The 26,878-nt window shown below is 44.7% G+C and carries 30 protein-coding genes; 4 read left to right on the plus strand and 26 right to left on the minus strand.

Features of this window, described 5'->3' with window-relative positions; all coding sequences use genetic code 11:
* Positions 1–385: 385 nt before the first annotated feature.
* From rplQ to L1D50_RS04370, 18 genes are all read right to left on the minus strand, one after another.
* The gene (gene rplQ / locus L1D50_RS04285; protein WP_128725676.1) at positions 386–784 is read right to left on the minus strand and encodes a 50S ribosomal protein L17; all 399 of its coding nucleotides are present in this window, start codon (positions 782–784) and stop codon (positions 386–388) included.
* 39 nt (positions 785–823) lie between these two features.
* The gene (rpoA, locus tag L1D50_RS04290; protein ID WP_010378288.1) at positions 824–1,810 is read right to left on the minus strand and encodes a DNA-directed RNA polymerase subunit alpha; all 987 of its coding nucleotides are present in this window, start codon (positions 1,808–1,810) and stop codon (positions 824–826) included.
* Between the two features lie 24 nt (positions 1,811–1,834).
* Positions 1,835–2,455 carry a 30S ribosomal protein S4 gene (gene rpsD / locus L1D50_RS04295; protein ID WP_017218390.1) on the minus strand — a complete coding sequence of 207 codons (621 nt, stop codon included), beginning with the start codon at positions 2,453–2,455 and terminating at the stop codon, positions 1,835–1,837.
* Between the two features lie 21 nt (positions 2,456–2,476).
* A complete protein-coding gene (gene rpsK / locus L1D50_RS04300; protein WP_010378285.1) occupies positions 2,477–2,863 on the minus strand; it encodes a 30S ribosomal protein S11 in 387 nt (128 codons plus the stop codon).
* 13 nt (positions 2,864–2,876) lie between these two features.
* Positions 2,877–3,233 (minus strand): 30S ribosomal protein S13, encoded by a 357-nt coding sequence (gene rpsM / locus L1D50_RS04305; protein ID WP_010378282.1) that lies wholly within the window; start codon positions 3,231–3,233, stop codon positions 2,877–2,879.
* 131 nt (positions 3,234–3,364) lie between these two features.
* Positions 3,365–3,478, minus strand: coding sequence for a 50S ribosomal protein L36 (gene rpmJ / locus L1D50_RS04310; RefSeq protein ID WP_002959476.1), 114 nt, complete (start codon positions 3,476–3,478; stop codon positions 3,365–3,367).
* A gap of 22 nt (positions 3,479–3,500) precedes the next feature.
* Positions 3,501–4,829, minus strand: coding sequence for a preprotein translocase subunit SecY (gene secY, locus L1D50_RS04315; protein WP_010606805.1), 1,329 nt, complete (start codon positions 4,827–4,829; stop codon positions 3,501–3,503).
* 11 nt (positions 4,830–4,840) lie between these two features.
* Positions 4,841–5,275, minus strand: coding sequence for a 50S ribosomal protein L15 (rplO, locus tag L1D50_RS04320; RefSeq protein WP_128725677.1), 435 nt, complete (start codon positions 5,273–5,275; stop codon positions 4,841–4,843).
* A 4-nt stretch (positions 5,276–5,279) separates the two neighbouring features.
* The gene (gene rpmD, locus L1D50_RS04325; protein WP_010378276.1) at positions 5,280–5,459 is read right to left on the minus strand and encodes a 50S ribosomal protein L30; all 180 of its coding nucleotides are present in this window, start codon (positions 5,457–5,459) and stop codon (positions 5,280–5,282) included.
* A 6-nt stretch (positions 5,460–5,465) separates the two neighbouring features.
* Positions 5,466–5,972 carry a 30S ribosomal protein S5 gene (gene rpsE, locus L1D50_RS04330; protein ID WP_010606806.1) on the minus strand — a complete coding sequence of 169 codons (507 nt, stop codon included), beginning with the start codon at positions 5,970–5,972 and terminating at the stop codon, positions 5,466–5,468.
* Between the two features lie 9 nt (positions 5,973–5,981).
* Positions 5,982–6,332 (minus strand): 50S ribosomal protein L18, encoded by a 351-nt coding sequence (gene rplR / locus L1D50_RS04335; RefSeq protein WP_010378271.1) that lies wholly within the window; start codon positions 6,330–6,332, stop codon positions 5,982–5,984.
* A gap of 9 nt (positions 6,333–6,341) precedes the next feature.
* Complete coding sequence (rplF, locus tag L1D50_RS04340) at positions 6,342–6,872, minus strand: 50S ribosomal protein L6 (protein ID WP_102057674.1); 531 nt, start codon at positions 6,870–6,872, stop codon at positions 6,342–6,344.
* Between the two features lie 13 nt (positions 6,873–6,885).
* Positions 6,886–7,278, minus strand: coding sequence for a 30S ribosomal protein S8 (gene rpsH, locus L1D50_RS04345; RefSeq protein WP_010378266.1), 393 nt, complete (start codon positions 7,276–7,278; stop codon positions 6,886–6,888).
* 20 nt (positions 7,279–7,298) lie between these two features.
* Positions 7,299–7,604 (minus strand): 30S ribosomal protein S14, encoded by a 306-nt coding sequence (gene rpsN / locus L1D50_RS04350; RefSeq protein WP_095728862.1) that lies wholly within the window; start codon positions 7,602–7,604, stop codon positions 7,299–7,301.
* A 10-nt stretch (positions 7,605–7,614) separates the two neighbouring features.
* Complete coding sequence (gene rplE, locus L1D50_RS04355; RefSeq protein WP_010378262.1) at positions 7,615–8,154, minus strand: 50S ribosomal protein L5; 540 nt, start codon at positions 8,152–8,154, stop codon at positions 7,615–7,617.
* Between the two features lie 15 nt (positions 8,155–8,169).
* Positions 8,170–8,484, minus strand: a complete 315-nt coding sequence (gene rplX, locus L1D50_RS04360) for a 50S ribosomal protein L24 (RefSeq protein ID WP_010378260.1) — start codon at positions 8,482–8,484, stop codon at positions 8,170–8,172.
* A gap of 10 nt (positions 8,485–8,494) precedes the next feature.
* Positions 8,495–8,863, minus strand: coding sequence for a 50S ribosomal protein L14 (rplN, locus tag L1D50_RS04365; RefSeq protein ID WP_010378257.1), 369 nt, complete (start codon positions 8,861–8,863; stop codon positions 8,495–8,497).
* 382 nt (positions 8,864–9,245) lie between these two features.
* The gene (locus tag L1D50_RS04370; protein ID WP_239965598.1) at positions 9,246–10,085 is read right to left on the minus strand and encodes a polysaccharide deacetylase family protein; all 840 of its coding nucleotides are present in this window, start codon (positions 10,083–10,085) and stop codon (positions 9,246–9,248) included.
* A 167-nt stretch (positions 10,086–10,252) separates the two neighbouring features.
* On the opposite strand from L1D50_RS04370, the gene L1D50_RS04375 reads away from it, so the two are divergent.
* The gene (locus L1D50_RS04375) at positions 10,253–12,805 is read left to right on the plus strand and encodes a serine/threonine-protein kinase (protein ID WP_239965599.1); all 2,553 of its coding nucleotides are present in this window, start codon (positions 10,253–10,255) and stop codon (positions 12,803–12,805) included.
* On the opposite strand, the gene L1D50_RS04380 is transcribed toward L1D50_RS04375, so the two are convergent.
* From L1D50_RS04380 to L1D50_RS04390, 3 genes are all read right to left on the minus strand, one after another.
* On the minus strand, positions 12,802–13,266 hold the full coding sequence (locus tag L1D50_RS04380; protein WP_239965600.1) for a hypothetical protein: 465 nt from the start codon (positions 13,264–13,266) through the stop codon (positions 12,802–12,804). The two genes, L1D50_RS04375 and L1D50_RS04380, sit on opposite strands and share 4 nt — an antisense overlap.
* A gap of 433 nt (positions 13,267–13,699) precedes the next feature.
* Positions 13,700–14,158, minus strand: coding sequence for a hypothetical protein (locus L1D50_RS04385; protein ID WP_239965601.1), 459 nt, complete (start codon positions 14,156–14,158; stop codon positions 13,700–13,702).
* Positions 14,159–14,387: 229 nt separating this feature from the next.
* On the minus strand, positions 14,388–16,331 hold the full coding sequence (locus L1D50_RS04390; protein ID WP_128725682.1) for an AsmA family protein: 1,944 nt from the start codon (positions 16,329–16,331) through the stop codon (positions 14,388–14,390).
* 199 nt (positions 16,332–16,530) lie between these two features.
* On the opposite strand from L1D50_RS04390, the gene L1D50_RS04395 reads away from it, so the two are divergent.
* Complete coding sequence (locus L1D50_RS04395; RefSeq protein WP_239965602.1) at positions 16,531–17,697, plus strand: hypothetical protein; 1,167 nt, start codon at positions 16,531–16,533, stop codon at positions 17,695–17,697.
* Positions 17,698–17,965: 268 nt separating this feature from the next.
* A complete protein-coding gene (locus L1D50_RS04400) occupies positions 17,966–18,637 on the plus strand; it encodes a TorF family putative porin (protein ID WP_239965603.1) in 672 nt (223 codons plus the stop codon).
* Positions 18,638–18,777: 140 nt separating this feature from the next.
* Here L1D50_RS04400 and L1D50_RS04405 read toward each other — a convergent pair whose 3' ends face one another.
* From L1D50_RS04405 to L1D50_RS04415, 3 genes are all read right to left on the minus strand, one after another.
* Positions 18,778–19,671 carry an aldo/keto reductase gene (locus tag L1D50_RS04405; RefSeq protein ID WP_239965604.1) on the minus strand — a complete coding sequence of 298 codons (894 nt, stop codon included), beginning with the start codon at positions 19,669–19,671 and terminating at the stop codon, positions 18,778–18,780.
* On the minus strand, positions 19,668–20,855 hold the full coding sequence (gene purT, locus L1D50_RS04410) for a formate-dependent phosphoribosylglycinamide formyltransferase (protein WP_239965605.1): 1,188 nt from the start codon (positions 20,853–20,855) through the stop codon (positions 19,668–19,670). Before purT ends, L1D50_RS04405 begins: the two co-directional genes overlap by 4 nt.
* Before the next feature lie 147 nt (positions 20,856–21,002).
* Positions 21,003–21,665, minus strand: coding sequence for a fumarylacetoacetate hydrolase family protein (locus tag L1D50_RS04415; RefSeq protein ID WP_128725686.1), 663 nt, complete (start codon positions 21,663–21,665; stop codon positions 21,003–21,005).
* Between the two features lie 163 nt (positions 21,666–21,828).
* Here L1D50_RS04415 and L1D50_RS04420 point away from each other — a divergent pair, with 163 nt between their 5' ends.
* Positions 21,829–22,506, plus strand: coding sequence for a nitroreductase family protein (locus L1D50_RS04420; protein WP_128725687.1), 678 nt, complete (start codon positions 21,829–21,831; stop codon positions 22,504–22,506).
* Positions 22,507–22,523: 17 nt separating this feature from the next.
* On the opposite strand, the gene L1D50_RS04425 is transcribed toward L1D50_RS04420, so the two are convergent.
* A complete protein-coding gene (locus L1D50_RS04425; protein ID WP_128725688.1) occupies positions 22,524–23,570 on the minus strand; it encodes an efflux RND transporter periplasmic adaptor subunit in 1,047 nt (348 codons plus the stop codon).
* Positions 23,560–26,865: an efflux RND transporter permease subunit gene (locus tag L1D50_RS04430; protein ID WP_128725689.1), complete on the minus strand. Its 3,306-nt coding sequence runs from the start codon at positions 26,863–26,865 to the stop codon at positions 23,560–23,562. Before L1D50_RS04430 ends, L1D50_RS04425 begins: the two co-directional genes overlap by 11 nt.
* Positions 26,866–26,878 lie beyond the last annotated feature (13 nt).

The raw sequence follows: 26,878 nt of genomic DNA on the forward strand, positions 1-26,878 counted from the left end.
CATTTATACCAGTTGTATTAAGTAAATGATCTATCTTGAAGCGGGGAAATAGCTTTAGTAGCAAGGCAAAAATTTTGCTATTTAGTTGTTCTAAATGAGAAATTTTTAACGAAGCTAATATGCTATTTCACCCTTCAAATTGATTAGATAATTAATTCAATTGGTATTAAATATACCCAATCAAAGCTTGAACTTAGATAGTGCTTGGTGGGAGGTTAATTTCGTAGAGTTTGAGTATTAAGGTGTGGGTCTACTTACTTCTGTTCATCCGCATCTTTACGAAGAGAATCTGTAGTTTAAACCTAAGAGAGATTGTACTGTGCGGGTTATGAAAAAGAAAAAGCCGAGCTGTGCTCGGCTTTTTTTGTGTCTTTAATAAGACTAATTACTCTGCAGACTGTGCGTCTTCTTGAACTTCTTCAGCCGCTGGGCGATCTAGTAGTTCAATGTAAGCCATTGGTGCATTATCACCTGTACGGAAGCCACACTTAAGAATACGAGTGTAACCACCTGGACGATCCGCGAAACGTGGACCAATCTCAGTGAACAATTTACCAACTACTTCTTTATCACGCGTGCGAGCAAACGCTAAACGACGGTTTGCTACGCTGTCAGTCTTAGCCAGTGTGATTAAAGGTTCAATTACACGGCGCAGCTCTTTTGCTTTAGGCAAAGTAGTTTTGATGATTTCGTGCTTCACCAAAGAACCAGCCATGTTGCTAAACATCGCTTTGCGATGGCTGCTGTTACGGTTTAATTGACGACCACTCTTACGATGGCGCATGACCCTATCCTTCTAACTAAACTAATATAGTAACTTAGATTACTCAGCCAGACTTGCAGGTGGCCAGTTTTCCAGGCGCATGCCCAGAGAAAGACCACGTGAAGCTAGCACGTCTTTAATTTCAGTTAGAGACTTCTTACCAAGGTTTGGTGTTTTCAGAAGCTCAACTTCAGTACGCTGTACTAAGTCACCGATATATTGAATTTGCTCGGCTTTCAGACAGTTTGCAGAACGTACAGTTAGTTCTAAGTCATCAACTGGACGAAGTAGAATCGGATCGAACTCCGGCTTCTCTTCTTTCTCTTCTGGCTCAGAAACATCACGTAGGTCTACGAATGCATCTAATTGCTCAGCAAGGATTGTTGACGCACGGCGGATCGCTTCTTCAGGATCTAAAGTGCCGTTCGTTTCCATATCAATGATTAGTTTATCTAAGTCTGTACGCTGCTCAACACGAGCTGACTCAACCGAGTACGCAATACGCTCAACCGGGCTGAATGATGCATCTAGCAACAAACGGCCGATTGGGCGCTCATCGTCATCAGAGGATAAACGACTAGACGCCGGTACATAACCGCGACCACGCTCAACACGAATGCGCATGCTGATTTCGCTATTGTCAGCAGTTAAGTGACAAATGACATGCTCAGGGTTGGCGATAGTCACATCTCCGTCGTGCTGGATATCAGCCGCAGTCACAGGGCCTACACCAGACTTAGTCAGGGTAAGAAAAACTTCATCTTTACCTTCTAGAGATACCGCTAGACCTTTAAGGTTTAACAGAATTTCAATGATGTCTTCTTGTACGCCTTCTTTCGCGCTGTACTCGTGCAATACACCGTCAATTTCAACTTCTGTCACAGCACAACCAGGCATAGATGAAAGAAGTATACGACGTAGAGCATTACCTAGTGTGTGGCCAAAGCCACGCTCTAGAGGCTCTAAAACAACTTTAGAACGCGTTGAGCTTACAGCGTCGATATCGACTAATCTTGGTTTTAGGAATTCGGTTACAGAACCCTGCATTTTATCCTCTCTTAACTCTTAACTTTACTTCGAGTAAAGTTCGACGATTAGTTGTTCGTTAATGTCCGCAGACAGATCAGAACGCTCTGGTAGACGCTTGAAAGTGCCTTCCATTTTCTTACCGTCAACTTCAATCCAAGTTGGCTTTTCACGTTGCTCAGCCAACTCTAGAGCAGCGATGATACGCGCTTGCTTTTTAGACTTCTCGCGAATTACTACTACATCTTCAGGAGTAACTACGAAAGAAGGGATATTAACAACACGACCATTAACCATAATCGCTTTGTGGCTTACTAGCTGACGCGCTTCAGCACGTGTGCTTGCAAAACCCATGCGATATACAACATTGTCTAGACGTTGCTCTAGAAGCTGTAACAAGTTTTCACCTGTGTTACCTTTAAGGCGAGCAGCTTCTTTGTAGTAGTTACGGAATTGCTTCTCTAGTACACCGTAGATACGACGAACTTTTTGCTTTTCACGTAGCTGTAAACCGTAATCAGATAGACGACCTTTACGTGCGCCGTGCTGACCAGGTGCTGTTTCTAGTTTACACTTAGAGTCAATTGCTCTTACGCCGCTTTTAAGGAACAGGTCAGTACCTTCACGACGACTCAGCTTGAGCTTAGGGCCCAAATATCTTGCCATGTTCTTTCTCCTAACCTATTGTTATACGCGACGTTTCTTCGGTGGACGACAACCATTGTGTGGAATTGGCGTCACGTCAGTGATGTTAGTGATACGGTAACCAGCAGCATTCAATGCACGAACAGCAGACTCACGGCCTGGACCTGGACCTTTGATGAATACTTCTAGGTTCTTAAGACCGTACTCTTGTGCAGCAACACCTGCACGCTCCGCAGCAACCTGTGCAGCGAATGGAGTAGACTTACGAGAACCACGGAAACCTGAACCACCTGCAGTCGCCCAAGAAAGAGCATTGCCTTGACGGTCAGTGATGGTCACAATCGTGTTGTTGAAAGATGCATGAACGTGAGCCATGCCGTCAACAACCTGCTTTTTGACCTTTTTACGACGAATTGGTGCTTTTGCCATAACTTACCCCACCTTATTTCTTGATAGGCTTGCGAGGACCCTTACGAGTACGCGCGTTAGTCTTAGTACGCTGACCACGTAGTGGTAGCGAACGACGGTGACGTAAGCCACGGAAACAACCAAGGTCCATAAGACGCTTGATGTTTAGTGTAACTTCACGACGAAGATCACCTTCAACAGTGTACTTGCCAACTTCTTCACGAAGGATGTCAAGTGTTTCGTCATTTAGCTCGCCGATTTTAGTAGTTTCAGCGATACCTGTCGCAGCTAAGATCGCCTTAGCGCGAGTTTTACCTACACCATAGATGCTTGTTAAACCGATAACAGCATGCTTATGATCAGGAACGTTAATGCCTGCGATACGGGCCACTAACATATCTCCTATAAATAAACTTGATTATCATCTTGCTGGAAAGCCCGTATAGGATACCCAACCGACATTCAAGTTTTACCAAAGAAACAGGCTAAGTAAAGTTACTCAGCCTGCACGACTTAATTTGCTTAGCCTTGCCTTTGCTTGTGCTTTGGCTCACTGCAGATCACACGTACAACACCTGCACGCTTGATTACTTTGCAGTTACGGCAAATTTTCTTAACGGAAGCACGTACTTTCATTACTCAACTCCGTAAACTGACCTTAACGGCCGTAGCCTTTAAGGTTCGCTTTTTTCAGCACAGAATCATATTGATGTGACATCATATGAGTCTGTACTTGTGCCATAAAGTCCATGATGACAACAACGATAATCAGAATCGATGTACCGCCGAAGTAGAATGGCGTTTGCCATGCCATAGTCATAAACTCGGGCACCAGACAGATAAAGGTTATATACAAAGCACCTGCCAATGTCAGGCGTGTCATCACTTTATCAATGTATTTAGATGTCTGCTCACCTGGACGAATGCCTGGAATAAAAGCGCCAGATTTTTTCAGGTTATCTGCTGTCTCACGCGGGTTAAATACCAACGCAGTATAGAAGAAGCAGAAGAAGATAATAGCCGCAGCTAATACCATCGCATACAGTGGTTGACCTGGAGTCAATACTGCTGAGATAGCTTGTAGCACATCAGCGACCGGACCTTCACCTTGGCCAAACCAGCTTGCTATTGTACCAGGGAACAAAATGATACTGCTAGCAAAGATTGGTGGAATAACACCCGCCATGTTAACTTTTAGTGGTAAGTGCGTGCTTTGAGCAGCAAATACCTGACGACCTTGTTGACGCTTCGCATAGTTTACAACGATACGACGTTGACCACGTTCGAAGAACACAACTAGGTAAGTTACAGCGAATACGATTACCGCAATCAATAACAATGCTAAAATATGCAGATCACCTTGGCGCGCCATTTCTGCTGTCGAACCAATTGCAGACGGCAGGTTAGCTACAATACCAACAAATATTAGAACTGAGATACCGTTACCGATACCACGCTCAGTGATTTGTTCGCCCAACCACATAAGGAACATCGTTCCCGTGACTAAGCTCACTACAGCTGTGAAATAGAAGCCGAAGCCTGGATTCACAACTAGGCCTTCCATCATATTAGGTAGACCAGTAGCGATACCTATCGATTGGAATGTAGCAAGCACAAGCGTACCATAACGCGTATACTGGCTGATTTTCTTACGCCCTTGCTCACCTTCTTTCTTAAGCTCTATCATCGCAGGATGTATGTGCGTTAATAGCTGCATAATAATCGAAGCCGAGATGTACGGCATAATACCTAGCGCCAATACCGATGCACGCTCAAGCGCACCACCGCTGAACATGTTGAACATCTCAACAATGGTGCCCTTTTGTTGCTCGAAGAATTCGGCAAGTACAGCGGCGTCAATCCCAGGGATTGGCACAAAAGAGCCCAGACGGTAAATAATGATAGCACCCAATACGAATAGTAATCGGCGCTTCAGTTCCGCAAGCCCACTTTGTGCACTTTGCATATCTTGACCTGGTTTAGCCATAGCGTACTTCCTTAGTCTTCTACCTTGCCTCCGGCAGCTTCGATAGCTTCGCGTGCACCTTTAGACACTTTCATGCCTTTAACAGTAACAGCGCGTGAAACTTCGCCAGATTTTACAACTTTTACGAACTGGATGTTCTTTTTAACGATACCAGCTGCCTGTAACGCGTTTAGATCTACCACATCGCCTTCAACTTTAACGATTTCGAATAGATTCACTTCTTTAGACACAAGAGACTTGCGTGAAGTGAAACCAAACTTAGGTAGACGACGTTGCATAGGCATTTGACCGCCTTCGAAACCAACGCGTACTTTACCGCCAGAGCGTGATTTTTGACCTTTGTGACCACGGCCACCAGTCTTACCAAGACCAGAACCGATACCACGGCCAACACGCTTACCAGCTGTTTTTGAACCTGCAGCAGGTGAAAGTGTATTCAAGTTCATCGAATTACCCCTCAACCTTAACCATGTAAGAAACTTGGTTGATCATACCGCGAACTGCTGGCGTATCTTCTAGCTCAACAGTGTGATTGATACGACGTAAACCAAGGCCACGTAATGTAGCTTTATGCTTCGGTAAACGACCGATTGAGCTACGTACTTGAGTTACTTTTACTGTGTTTGCCATGGTGTCTTACCCCAAGATTTCGTCAACGCTAAGACCACGCTTCGCAGCAATACCTTCTGGAGAATTCATATTCTCTAGCGCTGCGATAGTTGCGCGAACGATGTTGATCGGGTTAGTTGAACCGTATGCTTTAGATAGTACGTTCTGTACACCAGTTACTTCTAGTACTGCACGCATCGCACCACCTGCGATGATACCTGTACCTTCAGATGCTGGCTGCATGTATACTTTAGAACCCGCGTGGCGACCCTTGATTGGGTGCTGTAGCGTGTTACCTTTTAGTTCAACAGTGATCATGTTGCGACGTGCTTTTTCCATTGCTTTTTGAATAGCAGCAGGAACTTCACGTGCTTTACCATAACCAAAACCTACTTTACCAGCGCCATCACCAACTACTGTTAGTGCAGTGAAGCTAAAGATACGACCACCTTTAACCACTTTAGACACACGGTTTACCGCGATTAGCTTTTCAGCCAATTCAGGCTGTTGTGCTTTTGCTTCTACGTTAGCCATTGTCTACTCCTAGAATTGCAGACCGGCTTCGCGCGCAGCATCAGCTAGCGCCTTCACACGGCCGTGATATTTAAAGCCACTGCGATCAAAAGCGATTTTTTCAACGCCTTTGTCAGCTACGCGCTCAGCGATTGCTTTACCAACTGCTTGAGCCGCTTCGATGTTGCCTGTGCCTTTAACTGTTTCAACAATTGCTTTTTCAACAGTAGAAGCAGCAGCCAGTACATTACCCTCAGCATTGATTACTTGAGCGTAAATGTGACGTGGCGTGCGGTGGATAACAAGACGTGTTGTGCCTTGTTCGATAATATTTCTACGAGTGCGCTTAGCACGACGTAGACGAGCTGTTTTCTTATCCATCGTCTTACCTTACTTCTTCTTAGCCTCTTTACGACGCACGTGCTCATCAGCATAACGTACACCTTTACCTTTATAAGGCTCTGGTTCACGGTATGAGCGGATGTTAGCAGCTGTTTGACCAACTAACTGCTTGTCTGCGCCTTTAACAACAATTTCAGTCTGGCTTGGAGCTTCGATAGTGATACCTGTTGGGATCTCGAAGTTCACTGGGTGAGAAAAGCCAAGGGTTAAATCTAATGTATTACCCTTAACTGCCGCACGGTAACCAACACCTACTAGCTGTAGTTTCTTCTCATAACCATCGTTAACACCAACAATCATGTTGTTGATTAGCGCGCGTGCAGTACCAGCTTGAGCCCAAGCATTAGCAACTTCACGAGGAGCTGTAGTGATAACGTTGTCGTTTAGTGAAACTTCAACCGCATCGTTGATTGTGCGAGTTAATTCACCGTTCTTGCCTTTAACTTTGATGTCCTGGCCGTTAATTGTAACTTCAACACCGGCAGGAACATTGATTGGAGCCTTCGCTATACGAGACATAGTTCCCCTCCGATTAAGCTACAAAGCCAATGATTTCACCACCAACGCCAGCGGTACGCGCAGCGCGGTCTGTCATCAGGCCTTTAGAAGTTGATACGATAGCGATACCTAGACCACCCATTACCTTAGGTAATTCGTCACGTCTCTTATAGATACGTAGACCAGGGCGGCTAACACGCTGGATGTTTTCGATTACAGCTTTGCCTTCGAAGTACTTAAGTTCGATAGTCAATTCTGCTTTTACGTCACCAGATACTGCGAAGTCAGTGATATAACCTTCGTCTTTAAGTACCTTAGCTACAGCTACTTTCAGCTTTGAAGTTGGCATTGAAACAGATACCTTCTTCGCAGACTGACCGTTACGGATACGTGTGAACAAATCCGCAATTGGATCTTGCAAGCTCATGTCTTACTCCCGTGATTCTATTACCAGCTAGCCTTTTTAAGGCCAGGAATTTCACCGCGCATCGCTGCTTCGCGAACTTTGATACGGCTTAAGCCGAACTTGCGAAGATAACCATGAGGGCGGCCCGTGATGTTACAACGATTACGTTGACGTGAAGGGCTAGAATCGCGTGGTAAAGACTGTAGCTTTAACACTGCATCCCAACGCTCATCATCAGATGCATTAACATCGCTGATGATAGCTTTTAACGCAGCACGCTTTTCAGCATACTGAGCAACTAATTTAGCACGTTTTACGTCACGTGCTTTCATTGAATTCTTTGCCATAACCCTACCCTTACTTTTTGAATGGGAAGTTGAACGCTTCTAACAACGCACGGCCTTCGTCATCTGTTTTCGCAGAAGTAGTGATTGTGATATCCATACCGCGAACGCGGTCTACTTTATCATAATCAATTTCTGGGAAGATGATTTGTTCACGTACGCCCATAGAGTAGTTACCGCGACCGTCAAAAGACTTTGCGCTAACACCGCGGAAGTCACGAATACGTGGCATCGCGATAGAGACTAAACGCTCTAGGAAATCCCACATACGCTCGCCGCGTAGGGTTACTTTACAGCCAATTGGGTAACCTTCACGGATCTTAAAGCCAGCAACTGATTTGCGTGCTTTAGTCACTAGAGGCTTCTGACCAGAGATTGATTCTAGGTCTGCTACTGCGTTTTCTAGAATTTTCTTGTCAGCTAGGGCTTCGCCCACACCCATGTTAAGTGTGATCTTTTCGATCTGAGGGACTTGCATGACAGAGCTGTAACCGAACTTCTCTTGAAGCTCTTTTACCACTTTGTCTTTGTACACTTCATGCAGTTTCGCCATCGTCTACTCCAACTATTAAATAGTTTTACCGGTAGACTTGAAGAAACGGACTTTTTTACCGTCTTCAAATCTAAAACCTACACGATCCGCTTTGCCAGTTTCGGCATTGAAAATCGCTACGTTTGATACGTCGACTGACGCTTCTTTCTCAACAACACCGCCAGCTTGCTGTAGTTGTGGTACAGGCTTCTGGTGTTTCTTGATGATGTTAACGCCTTCAACAAATACTCGGCCAGTTTCAGTAACAACTGAAAGCACTTTACCGCGCTTACCTTTGTCTTTACCGGCTAGTACGATTACTTCGTCATCACGACGGATTTTTGCTGCCATGATCGACTCCTTATAGTACTTCTGGTGCTAGTGAAACGATCTTCATGAACTTTTCAGTACGAAGTTCACGAGTCACAGGGCCGAAGATACGAGTACCAATAGGCTGTAAGTTATCATTTAAGATAACAGCCGCATTGCTATCGAAACGGATTAAAGAGCCGTCTGGACGACGTACGCCTTTTTTAGTACGCACTACTACTGCGTTTTTAACATCACCTTTCTTCACTTTGCCGCGAGGAATCGCTTCTTTAACAGAAACTTTAATGATGTCGCCAACCGCTGCGTAGCGACGGTGCGAACCACCAAGGACTTTTATACACTGCACTTTGCGAGCGCCGCTGTTATCAGCAACGTCCAGCTGAGTTTGCATTTGGATCATCTTAATGACCTCCGGTGTAGTTACAACTCGCCTAGATTTCGTTCAAAATCAAGGCATTTAGGTTAAATTCCACTCAAAAAACTGTGATTATGTCTTTCAAGGGCGGGCAATTGTACCAGCAATGTCGCATCAAAGATAGTTCAATTTTTAATTAATTTAACGCGTTAACATGACGTACCAATTACAGTTTGGGGATATGGCGACAAGCAATCGAGAATTCAACCACTTGCGCATATATTGAACAAATTTTACAGCGGAAATTTTGTTTCGATTATTATTTACTCAGATGCTTTGAGCAAAAACATCTCGAATTTTATATCTGAGAAACTCAAAATTTAATCAAAAACGATATTTAAAGAAAATAGTCGAGATAAATCTCGACCTACGGCTCCCTCTTACTTTTGATGTAATCACTCACATTGCTTACGGTGTCTAGCCAATAACCATTTTTAGGGTCCTGTAAATAAGGAATAAGCTGGTCTAACATTTTGGTATCGACGGTGTACATGCCTTTTTCACCCACTTCATGTCCAGCAAGGATGATCCAACTGTTATTTGCCCTAAGATGCTCCAGCAGCCCTTTTAGTTCTTCAAAGCTAACGCCGTCCATCCTGATTCCGGTGAGTTGCGCAAAGTCAGTATAAGTTGGGTGGTTAGCGGTTTCATCTAACCACGTACGGCCACTGTCAAAGTGCTTCGCAATCACCGGTACATAACTTTTTACTTCAGCGCCGCGACCAACAAAGGTATTACCACAAGGGTATGCAAAGCTTCTGGGGGTTACGCCCAAATGCTTTTCAATATATTTTGTGGTGCTTACTACATCGCGTTCTATGTAGGCCAAATCAACTTGTTCCAGCCCTTTGTCCTTTTCCCTTAGCCAGGCAAAGTTACCCGTACATAAGTGTTCACTGGTGTGGTTGCCTATTTCATGCCCCTGCTTCACCGCCGCTTGCCACAATCCGAGCTTTTCCTCCACCTGTGATGGCATAACATAAAATGTGCCCTTCACCTTATGGCGATTAAGTAACGGCACTCCCACCTCAACTTGACTTGGCCTTGCATCATCAAACGTAAGGCTTATTGCGTTACGAGCATTATTAGGATAATTAAAGGTTTGGTTGCTATCAGCCGCTATACTAGAAGTATTTACGAGCAGAGCGCTTGCCATCATGGCAGCTAAACTGAAGTGAGAAACTAAATTAGAAGATAACTTTGCCATTTGTTTGTCCTTATTGTTATTTATCCTTATAACCTATATGAGGCTGTGAGTATGACAAAGTGTTAAATTTTCAACTTGTTATTTGCGACTAAGGCCAACGCAAATGGTACTAATTTAGTATTTTTAGCGATACACTAATCCCAATAATAAAAGAGAAAGACAGCGCTGTGTTGAAGTTAGAAGAATACTATCAGGACGTGATCTTGCTCGCCGAAGGCGGAATGAGCAAAGTGTACCTTGCTACCGACAAAAAATTAGGCCGCCGAGTAGCGGTAAAGGTGATATCACTAACTCAGCACACGCAATCAGATGCACTCAACGAAGCCCGCCTGTTAGCGCGTTTTAACCATCCAAATATAGTACAAATTTATGATGTATTTGAAAGCGATGGCCAAATGGCTTTGGAAATGGAGTATGTGCAAGGTGCAACTCTACAGCACTACACAAAAACACACGTATTAACTAGCGAGCAAAAAGTCGAACTATTAAGCCATATTGCCGATGGCCTGGCCTCAGCTCATGGCCAGAACATTCTTCATTTAGACTTAAAACCTGGCAATATACTGGTGAATGAACAGAGCATAGCCAAAATTGCCGACTTTGGTATTTCACAATTAGAAGACAACCAAGCCTCTCGTCCACATACCAGTTACGGTAGTCTTACAGCAATGTCACCAGAGCAACTGCGTGATGAAACACTAGACAGCCGCAGTGACTTATTCTCATTTGGGCTAATCGCTTATCAACTGTTAGCTGGGCACCATCCTTACTTCGAGCAAGCTGACGATGGCAGTGACAAGTCTATTGCTGAGCAGATCAAGTTCCAACCGTTAAAAGCAAGTGCTAAACGTATTTTAGATATTCCCCCTGCACTGGCACAGCTTATTGATCGCTTATTGCAATACGACAAAAACGCTCGTCCAAGCTGCGCGAATGAAGTCAGTCAGCAGCTAAAGCAAATTTTACACACCTTTAGCTACGATAACAGCGAAGCGACAGTGTCACTTGAACAAATAGAGCTACGAGATAGAGCTAGAGAGAAAGCCAAAGCACGTAAAAAGCAACTAGGTATTGCAGCATTTTTCACCTTTTTAGTGTGTTTAGCCGTTGGTGGGTATTGGTATTGGCAGGAAACCAAACCCAAGATCTATATTGCAGCGCTACCGATAAAATTCACTAACTCTTTTCAACTACTTGAAGCGCATCAACAAAACATCGAGCTAGCAATTAACGACGCACTTAAACAACATTTTTTAAGTAATAATGATTACGTTTTCATTTCAGACAGTGAAGTAGATCAAACACAAAAATTTATTGGTGTTGACGCACCATTAAAAGCATTGGGGCGAGCGTTAAATAGTAATGAGCTTATTACGATAAAACTAGACTGTAATATTCAAAGCTGTGACATCGTTATCGACTTAGTTGATGCGTCTAATGGAGCCTTAATTAATAGTGCGCGAACAATGACGTCGAGTGAAAACTACAGCCATGTTTTTGCTATTACAGCCTCGGCCTTCTCTTCATTAACCGGACGCTCAACTGATTTAGCCACTAGCAATAAAACATTACTGAATAACTACGCCACACTGCATGATGCTAGCTTAGTAAAAGGGGCTGACCGCGCTGCGATATTAAAAGAGTTAACAACGCTGATTGATACTGCGCCGGACTTCTTGCCGCTGTATTCACTTTACTCTGAACTCGCGCCGCAGTTATATAGAGATAGTTCGAATGACCAAGTACTTCAAAACTGGGAACAAGTATTACAGCAAGCCCCCAAGAGATTAAAAGGAAGTACAATTATTCAAGGGTCCTATCTCAAGTTTTATGCTCTTGTAAAAGACAAGAGCCATGCCAAAGAAACCTTTTTAGCAATTCAGAATTCAGCCAAGGACGAGTATCAAAAGCATGCTTTGATCAGCATCTACTATCATTTAATAGACGATTACGCTTCGGCACTTCATCACACTGAGCTTGCCTATAAACTTAGGCCAACCTTAAAAGTCATCCGCAATGCAGCCTTGTTCAATATGAAGCTTGGCCAATATGAAGAAGCCTTGCCGTACTTACGAGCAGCCAGCCACTACGGCCCAGATAACCTGAAAACACTAAAGGCCATTGCCGATATCTCTCTTCTACTTGGTAAACTCCATGAAGCTAACAAATCTTATCAAGCTTTAGTTAAGCGCTCATATACAAGTACGGCTACCTTTAACAATTATGCCATTGTATTAATGCTCTTAGGTGATTTAGAACGGGCACTCGAGTTTGCTGAGCGAGCCACTCAGTTGGCGCCCAGCAATGTAGAAATCTTACTTAACTATGCAGATATTTACTCCCTAATGGGTGAGAAGACGAAAGCCAGTGAAGTGTATCTGCAAATTTTAACCAGTGCTCCAACAAGCCAAGTTGAAGTCGTGCGTATTCAAGCTTTGGCACACCTAGGTCGGAACCAAGAGGCATTAATAGCAATTGATGAATATTTGGCAGAGTACCCCGATTCAGCTGAGGCTTTTTACGTAAAATCGTTAATTCAGACACTGATAGAAGAAAAGTATTCCGCAATGGCTTCACTGAAAAAAAGCATTGATTTAGGCTGGAGTCCGTCTTTTTATCGCTTGTCATGGTTCAAGACACTATGTCACTCGCCATCACTTGAATTAAGAATTGGCACAGAACACTTTACCTATCTGTGCCAAGTGCAAATTACGAATTAACTTGGAACATCTGGGTCGTCAATTATCACCCTTGGATCTTGAGAAAAATAGCGGATTACCCCATTAGCAGTCACATTCTCAGCAACCAGGCGGAAGTCCACTTTGGAATTATGGTCATGCGTCAACTCAATTGGCATGGCGATCGTTGGTTCTGCTATCAGTTTCTGTAATTGCTCTGATGAAATAGTGTGTTCGAGGTTTATTGCTTGGATTGTCACAGTCACAGAGAGTCTATCTTCAGAAACATCACTAATTAGATTGTAATTAAAGTTGTCTTGCGCCTCAGTAAAAAAAGTACCGTTTTCAGAAAAATTCCAACCATCAGGAACAATCTTATAAGTTATCTTGGCGCTTTCACCCTTAGCTAATTTAAGTTCAACTGGTTTATCTTCGTTAGAAAATACCCAATTACCATCCGCTTTTGGTGCCACTGTAATTTCTAGTAAAATAGGATCACTCATTATTTTATCCTTCGTTGGTTTGTAGAGCTGTTCGCATCTATCTAAGCACATGAATAGCAGTAATTCTATTACAGTTGGTTACAGCTTTTAGGCATAAGCCAGTCTTAAGCTCACTGATAGAACTTTTAGGCACCCCAAATAAGCCAATTGATAAGTTAATAAAAGTGCAGGCTCTTGTGCATCTAAGTTGTAGTACTGAGGCACTAAGGTTGATTCAACTCGTAAAATCAGAAGCTTCTGAGCTATATGAGCTGCCTTTTGTAAGCTCACTTATCATGACCTTAATAGGGGGGAGAGTTTAACAGTTATACAAATAGAAGCTAACTTGGATTCAAGCTGAGTTGTATAGTTTTTAATTTGAAGTGGTTTGATCCGTTGTGCGGGCTAGAGAATCACAACTATTCAGAGCGCTGCAGCGCTCTGAATCAGCTCTCTAGTTTGGCTCTGTATCCTCGATGACAATCGTTGGATCTTGAGAGAAATAGCGCACGGCACCATTTGCAGAATCATTTTGAGCAACAAGTCTGAACTCAATATTTGAGCTGTTATTTCTCACTAGTGTAACAACCCTCGCACCGGGGTCAGCTGAAAGCCCTTTGATATCATTTTCACTTAGCGTATTCGCAACATTCAATGCCTCAATCTTAACCTCAACTGTTAACTCATCTTTTAATGTGCTTGTAAGGTTATAATTGAAGTTATCTTGCGCCTCGATAAAGTAAGTACCGTTTTCAGCAAAGCTCCAGCCAGCTTCATCGGTAACGAGCTTATAAGTTAGAACAGCGCTTTCACCCTTAGCTAATCTAAGCCTAACTGGCTTATCGTCATATATCCAGTCACCCTCAGCTTTTGGGGTCACCGTGTATTCGAGCAAATAAGTAGGTGTACTCATTATTTTATCCTTCCTTTGTTTGTAGAGCTATCCGCATCCATTTAAGCACATGAATAGCAGTAATACTATTGCTGTAGATTACAGCTTATAGGCATAAGCTCACTATAACTGCATATAGATAATTAACTCGCGATGAATATAGAACAAGGGCTACCATCGGCAAGCTCTTGTTAAGCTGAAATTGATTTAAAACAAGCAGATGAGCTGTTTATTGAAGCGTCATAAAGATCTATCCACCAAACAAACCTTTAAGTTTGTCTTTTACCTTATCCTTAACCTTGTCTTTGGCTTTGTCTTTTGCCGCTTCTTTTAGGTCTAGGCTAGTTTCAACTTTGTGGAATGGGCCTTTGATACGCACCGGAATTTTAAAACCGGTACTGTCATCGCTACTGGCTTGCCCTTCAATGGTATCAACAATTCCAGTCACCACACGGTAATCAACTAAAGTTTGTGGTAAATTAACGGTGCCCTTGCCTGTCACTCGTAGTAACGGGCTTGCCAACGAGAAGTCATCGTTTTGACCTACGCCTTTGGTAAAGACAAAGGTGCCAGTCATGGCTGAGAAGTCGGTTTTTTGATCCGGGTCGAAATTAGCATTGAGTCCTTGCGATACCGAAGAGAAATCGCCTTTGAGCATCTCTTTGCCCTTACGGATCATCTCAGCAAGGTTTGCGCCTTTTACGCCACCATCTTTGAACTCAAAACCTAATTTACCATCAAGAGCATTCACAAATTGCTTTTGACTGACACCTTGTGTGTTTAACGCCCAATTAAGACTACCTTTACCCAATACTTTGTCAAAACCAATGGCATCGGTCAGTAGTGGCTCAGCGTTAATTGCCGTTAATGCAAAGTCAGTACTGATGGCATAAGGTTTTGCTGCTGCATTTACAACGACCTTACCTTTACCCTGGCCTTCATAGGCTTGGAACTTATCTAGGCTCAGTGTCGCCTTACCTGAGTTAAGTACTAAGCTGATTTGGTTTTCGCCAAGCTTAATTTCTCTCGCACGTAGCCCTGTTGAGGTGATCTTCACATTCGCATTGAGGCTATTAAGTGCTGACAAATCAATTGCAGTGTCATCCCACACGATAGGCTGTGCTGGTGCGTCTTCTGGCTCAGGTTGCGTTTGTGGCTTTTCCACAGGCTCTGGCAAATAAGGGTTAAGATCTAACATGCCAAGGTCAACGCTCGCGGTAATATCAGGCTTACCTGAGAGGGTGACTTTACTTTGACCTTTTATTACCAATTCGTCCAAGGTTGCCTCTAAGGCATTGAGAGTAAAGACTTGCCCTTGCATCGTCATTTTAGCGTTTAGGCCAAAGTCGTTGAACGCATTTTCTTTGGCTTTTAGGTCAACACCCTGCCACTTAGCTAGCGCTTTTACCGAGTCGCCAGTCAAGGCTAATTGACCGCGAATGGTTTTACCTTGCTCTGCAATTTCACCTTTATAGTCAAGGTTGAACAGCGCTGATTTTACTTGTTGTTCAACATTAAAGGTTTCACCTTCGATCGCCTTTGCGGGGTTATCGAGTGTAGTAACTAGGTTAAAAGTTTGACCTTGAAAAGTCAGCTTACCGTCGACTTCTAATGGTTGGTAAAGTGACGATAACATCACGCTAATGTCTAAATCAGTTACCTGATATTCAGCGCCTGTCACACCATCAAGATAAGTCACCGAGCCACCATAAATCGCCACTTCGCCAAGGCTAACATCTAAGCCCTCCGGTAACTGCATATTACCTTTTGAGCTGGTTTGCGCCGTTGGCGTGTTTTCTGCACTGGTGGGTAGCAACTGCCAATTAGCATTACCTTGTTTGTCGGTTTCTAGGATAATTTTAGGATTATTGATCACAAAGCGCTCAAGCTTAGCTTCACCAGACAACGCACTTAACCACGGAATATGCACAGCAAGTTGCTCCATGGCGAACATATCTGGGCGACTGCCCGTTGCCATGTTGGCAAATCGCACTTGGTTTAGCTCAATGTGCAGCGTTGGGAAAATACCGATGTCAGAGTCGCCATCAATCGACAGTTTTCTACCTGTCACTGACTCAACCTGTGACGTGACTTGGTCAATAATTGCCTGCTTAGGGATTAAAAAAGGGGCTGCGATAACAAGAATAATAATAAGCGCGACAATGGCGCCTACGATTTTAACTAGCCGGTTCATTGCTTTTCCTTCGTAAGGCTTGGTTCTCTTTATGATAACGGCTGTAATCGAATATACCATGAATAAAGGCAAATAATTTGTACTGAGCGATTGCAACCTTTTGACTAATCGGTATGATCCTCGCCCTTGCCAGTTTTTAGCGTCATTAGCTATATTTTACTGGTTGGTTTATTAATCAAACTTGGAGTATCTAACCCGCATGAAGAAACTGCTCATATCACCGTCAAACATGGCCTTGGGCGAACAAGAAAGTCAGATTTATCAAAATATCCTCAAACAGGCCACGGAGATCAGCCTTAATCTGATGGCGGTTAAGGTGGAAAATCACCCTGAAGATTTTCTTGGTTGGTGTTATGAACTGCTTGATGTGGCGAAAAATCGTATCAATTTTGATTTACTGGATGACCATCAATTACCCACAGTGAAAAAGCTACAAGATCTGCTCATCGCAGCGATTAGCTATTTACAACTCAAGACGTTGCGCATTGCGCCTTGGCCTATGGTGACTGCATTTATTACCAGTCACAAAGAAGTGATTGCACTAGATGAGCAATTAAAACTGATTGAATACCTTAAACCAATGCGCAGCACTCCACTTAAAGACATGATCAAAGAAGATCGTCTCGCCTTTAGCGGTAAGCATGCTGCAAATTTAGATACCAGCGTGTATCAGTTTGACGTGGAGTGGTTTGCCTCCACCAAAAGTGCAAAAGGCTTTCACCAGTTATTAGACGACCTTCCGGGTGCTTTTGATGAAGCGCTAGCCGCAATCCCGGCAGAAGGTGACGTAACGCTCGAACATTACCAGTCATTTATGGTGGGGTATTTAAGTGCCTTTTCTGGCAGCGAGGAAAAGCCAACGCTTGCACCAGCCACTCGCCTATTAGCAATGCGTCGCCCAGATGTGTTCACACCAATAACCTCGAGCAAGCTTGACGCTTTATGCCAAGCGCTTGGTGTTGCTAAGCTAAACAATCGCGATTTTGAGCGTTACTGGACCGATGTCGTCAGCACCATTAAAGCAATGCCATGGTATACGATGGCTGCACCTGTTGATGAATTTGAAACACAACTTGCTGAAATTAAAGCGCTGCTACCATGCTTTTTTTATTACGCGGATAAAGACACCGCCACTAACTCCAATTACTTTAAGCTACTGCATAAGCCTAAGCGCACCGGCACCAGTGGTGGCAAAAAGACCGTACGCCGCGGTAAAGAATCTGCAGAAGTGTTAGTCGACCGCGCCCTTGCGGATAAGTCTATTCCAGAGCATATTCGCGCCAAACGTGACTCGATAGTCGCTGAAGTAGAAAAAGGCCGCAGTGTTGATGAAACCATCAGCCTAATGCGCACCATCTTTGGATAACTAACCTAAACTTCAATAACGGCTAGCGCAATCCATAGCTTGCATTAATACTGTGCAAGCTATGGTACTTTGCACCAGCCATGTGCAGCATTTATGCAAATCACTCTGCCCTACTTTCGAAACACAGAAATTAAATTCCAATATTTTTAACAACATAGAATAAATTCTCCGCTATTTCCTGACATTGGCCTCCCCCTTGCACTTACTCTTGGCAAAAATGCAATGACAACAACCGAATAATAACTCAGCGTTCAATGGGGAAAACAGAATGAAAAACAAACCTTTGCTTATGCTACTCGGCGGCCTGACTGCGTGCTTTTGTGTCTCTGCTCAGGCGGAAGTGACAGCAAATATTGCGGCAAGCTCAAATTATTACTGGCGTGGTATCACCCAGACTGATGATGGCGCAGCAGTGTCTGGCGGCTTGGATTATAGCAATGAGTCGGGGTTTTATGCGGGCACTTGGGTCTCTAACATCGACTTTGGCGACTCCGCCAGTTACGAAATGGATCTATACGCGGGTTACGCTGGCGAAATCAAGGGCATGAGCTTTGATTTCGGTTATATCCACTACGCCTATCCCGATGCCAGTGGAGATATTGATTTTGGCGAGATTTACGCCGCGCTTGGCTGGCAATACTTTACGTTTAAACTTAGCCACCTAGCCACAGCACAAAACGACTCAAGCACAGAAGAAGACATGCTATATGCCGAAGTGTCGGCCAGCTTCCCCATTTTTAAAGACAGTGAATTAACTCTACATATTGGTCGCTCCAGCGGAGACACAGTGCTTGAGTGGACAGGAGAAGACGACGCTTATATGGATTACGGCATGAGCTTATCTACGCAAGGCTTTACCTTTGGATTAGTAAAAACCGACCTAGACAGTAGCGACGATATAAAAGCATACGTAAGTTATGGATTAGATTTTAATCTGTGATGACCAAAGGTGAGCGGTCCTGTGACAGCCGTATCACCTTATTTTTTACTTGCTGCAACACGTAGGGCCGAAAGGCCCTTTTTTGTGGCTAAATCTGTAAGACTGTGCGTAAATTGGCTCCAATCCAAACACATACTGCTTTATGGTACGCTATGCCCAGTAGACGCCGTCCAAATGCGATACCACTGCTCGCGACTCATGCTAAGTGACTGTGAAGTAAACGCGCTGGCAACTCGGGTGATATTTCCTGTTCCAAGCACAGTGGCAGGTTTCGATGGGTGCATGGCAAGCCATGCGTAGATCACTTGATCAATTTCAGTGCAACCAATCTCTTCACCCACTTGCTGTAATACCGCACGCAGGCGTTTGGCTTTTTCATCTTCACTGGAGAATATTCTGCCCCCTGCTAGCGGCGACCACAGCATAGGGTTCATACCTAGATGTTGGCACTGATCAAGCGTGCCATCGTCAAGCGCTTTCATCTCATAAGGTGAAAACTCAATTTGGTTAGTCACTAAAGCGAAATCGAGTCTCGATTGTAATAAGGCAAGCTGGCTGGGTGTAAAGTTCGAGACCCCAAAATGCAGCACATCGCCGTTTTGTTTGAGGGTATGAAACGCATCGGCAACTTCATCAGCATCCATCAGATAATCCGGACGATGGATCAACAGCACATCTAGCCTATCCGTGCCGAAATGCTTTAGTGATTGCTGCGCTTGGGCAATGATATGCGTCTTACTCGAATCGTAGTGGTTCGCCTTTCCCGCTAATCCCAAGCTCGGAAATGCGGGCTTAATGCCACATTTAGTGATGATCCGAATGTGCTCTCGAATACTAGGCTCAAGCGCTAAGGCTTTGCCAAACTCCGCCTCACACTGATACTCACCGTAAATATCAGCATGATCTGTATCGCGTATTCCAAGCTCAATCGCTTGCTTTAAAAAGCGTAAATTTTCTTGCGGCGTAATTTGCCAATCTAATAGCCGCCAAAACCCCAATACTAATGGGTCAAGTACGCGGGTGTTTGCGTTCATAACGTAATTCCTACTTTTGCAACCACTTGCTTGGCTTTCTCGACAGCACTTTCAGCCGAGTCTGAACGCGCTAGCGCCACACCCATTCTGCGCTTGCCACTCACCTCTGGTTTACCAAACAAACGAATATCCGTTAGTGGCTCTGCAAGCGCCGGTGCAAGATTGTTGAACTGTAATTGTGTTGATTCCCCTTCGACAAGGATCACGCTAGATGCTGATGGCCCATGGAAGTGAATGGTGGGGACAGGCAAACCTAAAATTGCCCGAGCATGCAGCGCAAACTCACTTAAATCTTGCGAGATAAGCGTGACCATGCCGGTATCATGAGGCCTTGGTGAGACTTCGCTGAAGTACACTTCATCACCCTTAATAAAGAGTTCAACGCCAAACAGACCCCGACCGCCCAGTGCTGCCGTGACTTTTTCAGCCATCGCTTTGCTGCGCTCTAGCGCGAGTGCTGACATCTGCTGCGGCTGCCAGCTTTGCTGATAATCACCGTCTTGTTGCACATGTCCAATTGGCTCACAAAAACTCGTGCCATCGATATGGCGTACGGTTAGCAGCGTAATTTCGTAGTCAAAATCAACAAAACCTTCCACAATCACTCTGCCCTGACCTGCACGCCCACCTTCTTGAGCATAGTGCCAAGCCGCTTCGATATCCGCGGCACTTTTAATCACACTTTGCCCTTTACCTGACGAGCTCATGATAGGCTTAACCACACACGGCATGCCAATGTGCGTGACAGCGGCATTAAAGTCTGCCAAGGTGTCAACGAATTGGTAGGGTGAAGTGGCAAGCCCAAGCTTTTCAGCAGCAAGACGGCGGATCCCTTCACGGTTCATGGTCAGCTGAGTCGCTTTGGCGGTTGGCACCACTGTGTAACCTTCAGCCTCTAATTCCACCAGCTTATCCGTCGCAATGGCTTCGATTTCCGGTACGATATAATCAGGTTGCTCTTGCTCAATAATCGCTTTGAGCTTTTCACCATCCAACATAGACAAGGTATAGCTGCGATCTGCCACTTGCATCGCTGGCGCATTGTCGTAGCGATCTAAGACAATTACTTCAGCACCTAAGCGCTTAAATTCGATAACGACTTCCTTCCCTAACTCGCCACCACCGCAGAGTAATACTTTGCAAGCAGTTGCCGAAAAGGGCGTGCCCAGAGGTTTGATTTTCATGATGATTCCTTGGTTGGTTTGATGCCCCATGGTAGCGACTTTTTGTCATATGCAAAAGCTGAGAAGACAGCAATTCAACTAAAAGCCCAAATCCCTTTACAAGCTTTTACCACTCAGCTCTATCAACAAACCAGTGCCTGCAGCTACTTATTTTAAGATAACCTCACTATACCAAGCAGGATGCTGATCCAATTGTAATTTCAATTTATCACCTTGAGCCAGACTGCCAACTCCTTTAGGTGTGCCTGTCAGCACAATATCTCCGGGCTGAAGCGTAAAGTAACGAGAAACTTCTTTTAGCAGCTCAGTTATTGGAAAAATCATTAGGCTAGAATCGCCATGCTGTTTCAGCTCACCATTTTGCCAAAAACGATATTCAATACTCTTAGCAAAAGTGTTTTCATCGCATGGAACAAAAGGCGTTATTGGGCAGCTATTATCATAGGCTTTGGCCCGCTCCCAAGGGTGTCCTTGGGCTTTTAGCTCACTTTGTAAATCTCGTAGCGTAAGGTCGAGTGCCAATCCAACACCTGCAATATGCATTAATGGTTCTGAGGTATCTGCATCAATTTTCGTGCCGATCAATAGTGCAAGTTCGGCCTCATAATGATGCTCACCAAGCGCAGCATTTAATGTCACTTCGTTGCCAAATGGTACCAAGCTAGTCGCAGGTTTGATAAACAACAGCGGGCTACTCGGAATGGGATTATCTAATTCTTTGGCGTGTTCTACATAGTTCCTACCAATACAAACCACTTTTCCCATTGGTAGATCGATACATTGCTCGCTTTGCCACTGATGCATATACATTATTTCCTCTGAAACTCCATAATCTGAACAACTTATAATATCAGCTGTAAAGAAAATTACCCATAGCTGCAGCGGTAACATGATATTGTCAATTGCAAATAAAACTAAACACTGAAAGACTAACTATTACAACGATAATGAACAACAGGTAAGGAATTCTAACATGCAAGATCACGCCAACCACCCACTGACGGATTTCATTGAATATCCTCATGAAGAAATGCTAAGTCGTGCGGAAGCATTCTTGGAAAACAGTAAGAGACGCCATAGTATTCGTGCTTTTAGCGACCGCCCAGTGCCGCAAAAAATCATCGAAACTTGTATCAAAGCAGCAGGCACTGCCCCTAGTGGTGCGAACCATCAGCCATGGCATTTCGTGGCGATTGGCAGCGCAGAAAAGAAAAAACAGATCCGAGCTGCAGCCGAAGACCTCGAGCGCTCGTTTTACCAAGGCCGTGCGGGAGATGAGTGGTTGGACGCGTTAAAACCTTTGGGCACAGATGCACAAAAACCCTACTTAGAACATGCACCTTGGCTTATTGCTATTTTTAGTCAGAAAAAAGGGGGGATCCACGCAGAAGACAAGAATACCAACTACTATGTCCATGAATCGGTTGGGATAGCTACAGGGTTTCTTATCCAAGCTCTGCATAATGCAGGACTTGCCACACTGACCCATACACCTAAACCTATGAGCTTTTTAACCGAGTTGTGCGGTAGAGATAAAGATAACGAACGCCCTTATATGTTACTGATTGCGGGTTATCCAAGTGATGATGCAAGTATTCCAGAGCACGCAACAGTGAAAAAGTCACTCGCCGAAATCGCTTCGTTTATTTAAAAGTTCGGATCAGCTAACTATTGCTGTACAGCTAGCTGATCGCCTTCGTTTAGGCCACTGATAACAATCGTTTTATTACCAGTCTCTTCGCCCAACCTGAGGTAGCGTTTGTGAAGCTGGCCACTTTCTATTACTTCAACCATCGCCAATTGACCATACTTGCTGATCATATTCGTTGGAATTTGGATAATCGCCTGCTCGCCAAGCACAAGCTCAACCAGCGCGTACATGCCAGGCACCACATTTTGCAGCAAAGGCATATCCAATTTAATAATAAAGCTGCGCGCTTGGCTGTCGGCAATTGGCACCATTTCCGACACACGCGCGGTTTGGCTTATGTCTAGCGCAGGTATGCGCACCTTAATCTCGCTTCCTAACTGAATATGCTTAACTTGGCTCTCGCGAATTGGCGCTTCAATCTGCAATTGTAACGGATTGAATAGCGAAATAATGGCACCACCGGGGCTAACCATACTGCCCGGCTCTTGTAAGCGCGCTACCACTTTACCCGAAATAGGGGCTGTGATTTGCGTGTAACCCAGCGCGACTTCAGCGCTACGATACGCTTCTTGTAATGCCTTATCTTGCGCTTGTAACTCGTTCACTGTGGCTTGCCACTCATCCACTTGGTTAATCGCGATAAGCCCTTTTTCATTAAGAGATTTATTGCGTACTAATTGCTTAGTCGCTTGCTCTAGTTTGGCTGAATTCGCCGCTTGCTGCGCCGCCACTCTTTGCAGCTCTGCTTTAAGCTCGGCATCATCGAGTGTTGCTATCAGCTGTCCCGCAGTGACTTTATCACCGGCTCTGACGTTAAGCGTTTTAAGCTCCGCCAATAATCGACTGGACACTAACGTATTTTCTTTTGCGACCACACTCGCAGGCACTTGTTCAATCATCGCAATCAACGACTTTTGCACGGTATAACGTGCTCCTTGATAGGCGGGAAGTTCGGACTTATTGCCCGGAGCTAGCTTATTTTGGAATCCACCAGCAAGCCATACGACCATCAATAATAGGCAAAAAATAGCAAGAACAGGAATAGCGATTTTATTACGAGACATGAGAAGACTCCTGAACTGATAAGGCATTAAGAGATTGATTAGGTGTCGATGATGATTTGAATACTAAGTAGTAAACGATAGGCACGACCAACAATGAAAATAACGTTGAAGCAATGATCCCGAAGATAATAGCAAGGGCGAGGCCACTAAAAACAGGATCTAAGATAATCACCAAGTTGCCTAATAACGTCGTGCCTGCAGTAAGTAATACCGGTCGCATTCTTACACTTCCCGCCGCAATCAATGCGTCGATAAGTGCCATACCAGCCGCGCGAGACTGATTAATAAACTCCACCAAAATCAGGGAATTTCTCACCACGATTCCGGCCAGCGCTATCATCCCTATCATCCCGGTCGCTGTAAATAACACATGCTCTGGCGCACCTGCAACCACACGCTCACCAAATTGATTGAGTAACCAAAAGCCCGGCATAATCCCTATCATGGTGAGGGGAATTGCCGACATAATGATAAGTGATAAGCTACTAGATGCCGTTTGTATCCGCAGGATGATAAATATCGCCACCAATGCAAATGCAAATGCGATCCCCATATCTCTAAACACATCAATGGTAATACGCCACTCACCTTCACCTTTAAAGGTATAATGAGTTCCTTCTAACATTGACCAAGTGACTCCTCCGCCACTGTGTAAAAAGGTGCGAGATGCCCAATTGCTTGGTGTTATCTGTTGGTTTTCATCCGCAACCACATCGGCAATCACCTCAGCTGGGGTGCGGCCATTTAGCTCCGCAAACACATAAATCACTTCTTGTAGGTCTTTTCGGAGGATCACGGGAGCCGTAGGGATGGATGTTAATTCGCCCAGTTCACCAATCGCCACAAGGGGCCTCGCAGCCTGCTCTAAGCCATATTCTTGAGTGGTTTTAGCCAACTCCTGACGACCACGAACTTGCATCGCCAATACGTTTTGCCATTGATTACGCTGCGCGTAACTCACACCCAACTCGATGGGCACCGTTGCGACCTCACCTTGAGTATATAAAAAGCCTGCTGACATGCCGCTGCTTGCAACCACTAAAGATTGATTAATATCCTCTGTGGCCACACCTGATAACGCGGCCTTTTGTTTATCAACCACAAACCGCTTTAACCATGTTGGCGAAGCCATTGAGGTGTCAACCTCAACCACATGTGGCTCCTGCCTTAAACGATGCGCTAACCTTTGGGCTGCTTGCTCTTGCGTTTCACGAGCAACAAACGGATCTGCATAAACCTCAGCAACGAGTGTACTTAATACCGGAGGTCCCGGCGGCACTTCCACCACTTTTACTTGCGTCAAAGTTTGGTTAAAAGGCTGAAGCTTTTCACGCAGTCGCATGACGATGGCGTGAGATTGATGTTCGCGTTCACGCTTATCCACCAGTAAAACTCTAAGTTCGGCAAGATGCGTACCACTACGACGATAATAGCCTCGCACCATACCATTAAAATCCATACTGGAAGGCTTACCGACAAAAGCGGCGATGTCGGTCACTTCAGCTTCTGACCAAACGATTTGCTGTACTTGCCTCGTCATTGCGGCCGTTTGCTCAAGGCTGGTTCCCTCGGGCATATCTATCAATACTTGGATTTCACTTTTATTGTCAAACGGCAGCAATTTCAGTGGTACGGCTCTAAAAATAGGAAGGCTCACACTCGCAACAAATAACCCTAACACACCCCATAATAACCACTTGGCTTTACGTGGGTTTTGTAAAATTGGCAGCATGATTTTGCTGTAGTACGAGTCTTGAGGCGCGACTTCACTTGTTTTTGCATCCGCTTTGAGTAACTTTTTAGACAGCCAAGGCGTCACTAAAAAAGCCACTAACGTCGAGGCAATGACACTAATGGGGACGTTAAATGCCATAGGTGCCATATATGGGCCCATCATGCCAGTAATAAACGCCAATGGAATAAACGCCATGATGATAGTTAACGTTGACATCAAAAGCGCAGATTTGATCTCGACCATAGCAGCGACAATGTTGTGATCTGTGTCAGCTGCCGCGCCGCGATGAATAAAGCGGCTAATATTATCAATCCCAGTGATTGGGTCATCGACCAACAATCCCAGCGACAAAATAAGCGCAAACAAGGTGACCCGATTAATGGTGTAACCAAACGCAAAGTCCAACCCAAGTGTAATGCCATAGCAAATTGGCACTGCAAGACCAACAACGATGGCAGGCCGCCAACCTAAAAATACACCGACAAATATCACAACGGTAAATACCGCAAAGGCCAAGCTAGAGGTAAGATTATTGACTTTGTCATTGGCCGTCTCACCATAGTTTCTTAGTACTTTTACCGATACCTCAGCGGGAAGGATCTCCTGTTGTAGCTGGGTTACAAGCGCTAAACTTTGCTCTGCAACCGTTACCGCATTACTTCCCTTTTGCTTCGCCACGCCAATCGTCACTAATGGTGCATCAGCCTGACTGTCGCTGCTTGCTAACCACTGATAGCTATCGGGTTCACTAGGACCATCAATAACCTGAGCAACTTCTTTTAAAACAATGGCACGGCCATTGATTACGTTCACCGTGAGACCTTCAAGTGCCGACTTATTACGAAGGACATCACCAGACTCAAAGGCAATCGTGTTACTGCCTGCCGTCACTTGCCCGACTCGTGTCACTAGATTACTACTTTGGATAGCACCTAAAACATCCATTGGTGTTGTTTGATGTGCAGCAAGCGCAGCTAAGTTCAACTCAACCCTAAGTACTCTCGTGCGCCCGGTAATAACTGAAACCTCGCTGGTGTCTGCGATGCTCTGTAACTGGATAGCTAGCTCTTGTGCAAAGCGCGTTAGCGCGTAGTCATCATATAGTTGCGGCTTGGAACTTGTCAGTCCAAGCATCAAAATTGGAACGTCATCGACTTCTATTGGACGGATCTGCCACTGAGTGACAATTCCCGGCATAGTATGCTGATTGGCATACAGCTTAGTGTAGGTGTTGAGAATGGCTTTCTCTCTGTCTTCACCCACATGAAATCTTAAAGTAACAACCGTGCCGCCGGTTTGGGTCGTAGAATAGACGTGCTCAACGCCTGGAATTTGCAGCAGTAACTTTTCAAGTGGAGTGGTGACCAATCGTGCCACTTCTGGTGAGGCAGTATTTGGTACCGACACATGAATATCCAGCATAGGCACCACTATTTGTGGTTCTTCCTCTCGTGGTGTCATTTGCAATGCAAATAATCCAAGTACCACAGCGCACAAGAAGATAATCGTTGGCAAGCTGCCTTGTAGAGCATACCGAATGACACCATCTAACTTTTGCATCTCAGTCGTTCCT

Origin of the sequence: Pseudoalteromonas sp. Isolate6 (assembly GCF_022398435.1) — a bacterium.
Taxonomy (GTDB): Bacteria; Pseudomonadota; Gammaproteobacteria; order Enterobacterales; family Alteromonadaceae; genus Pseudoalteromonas; species Pseudoalteromonas galatheae.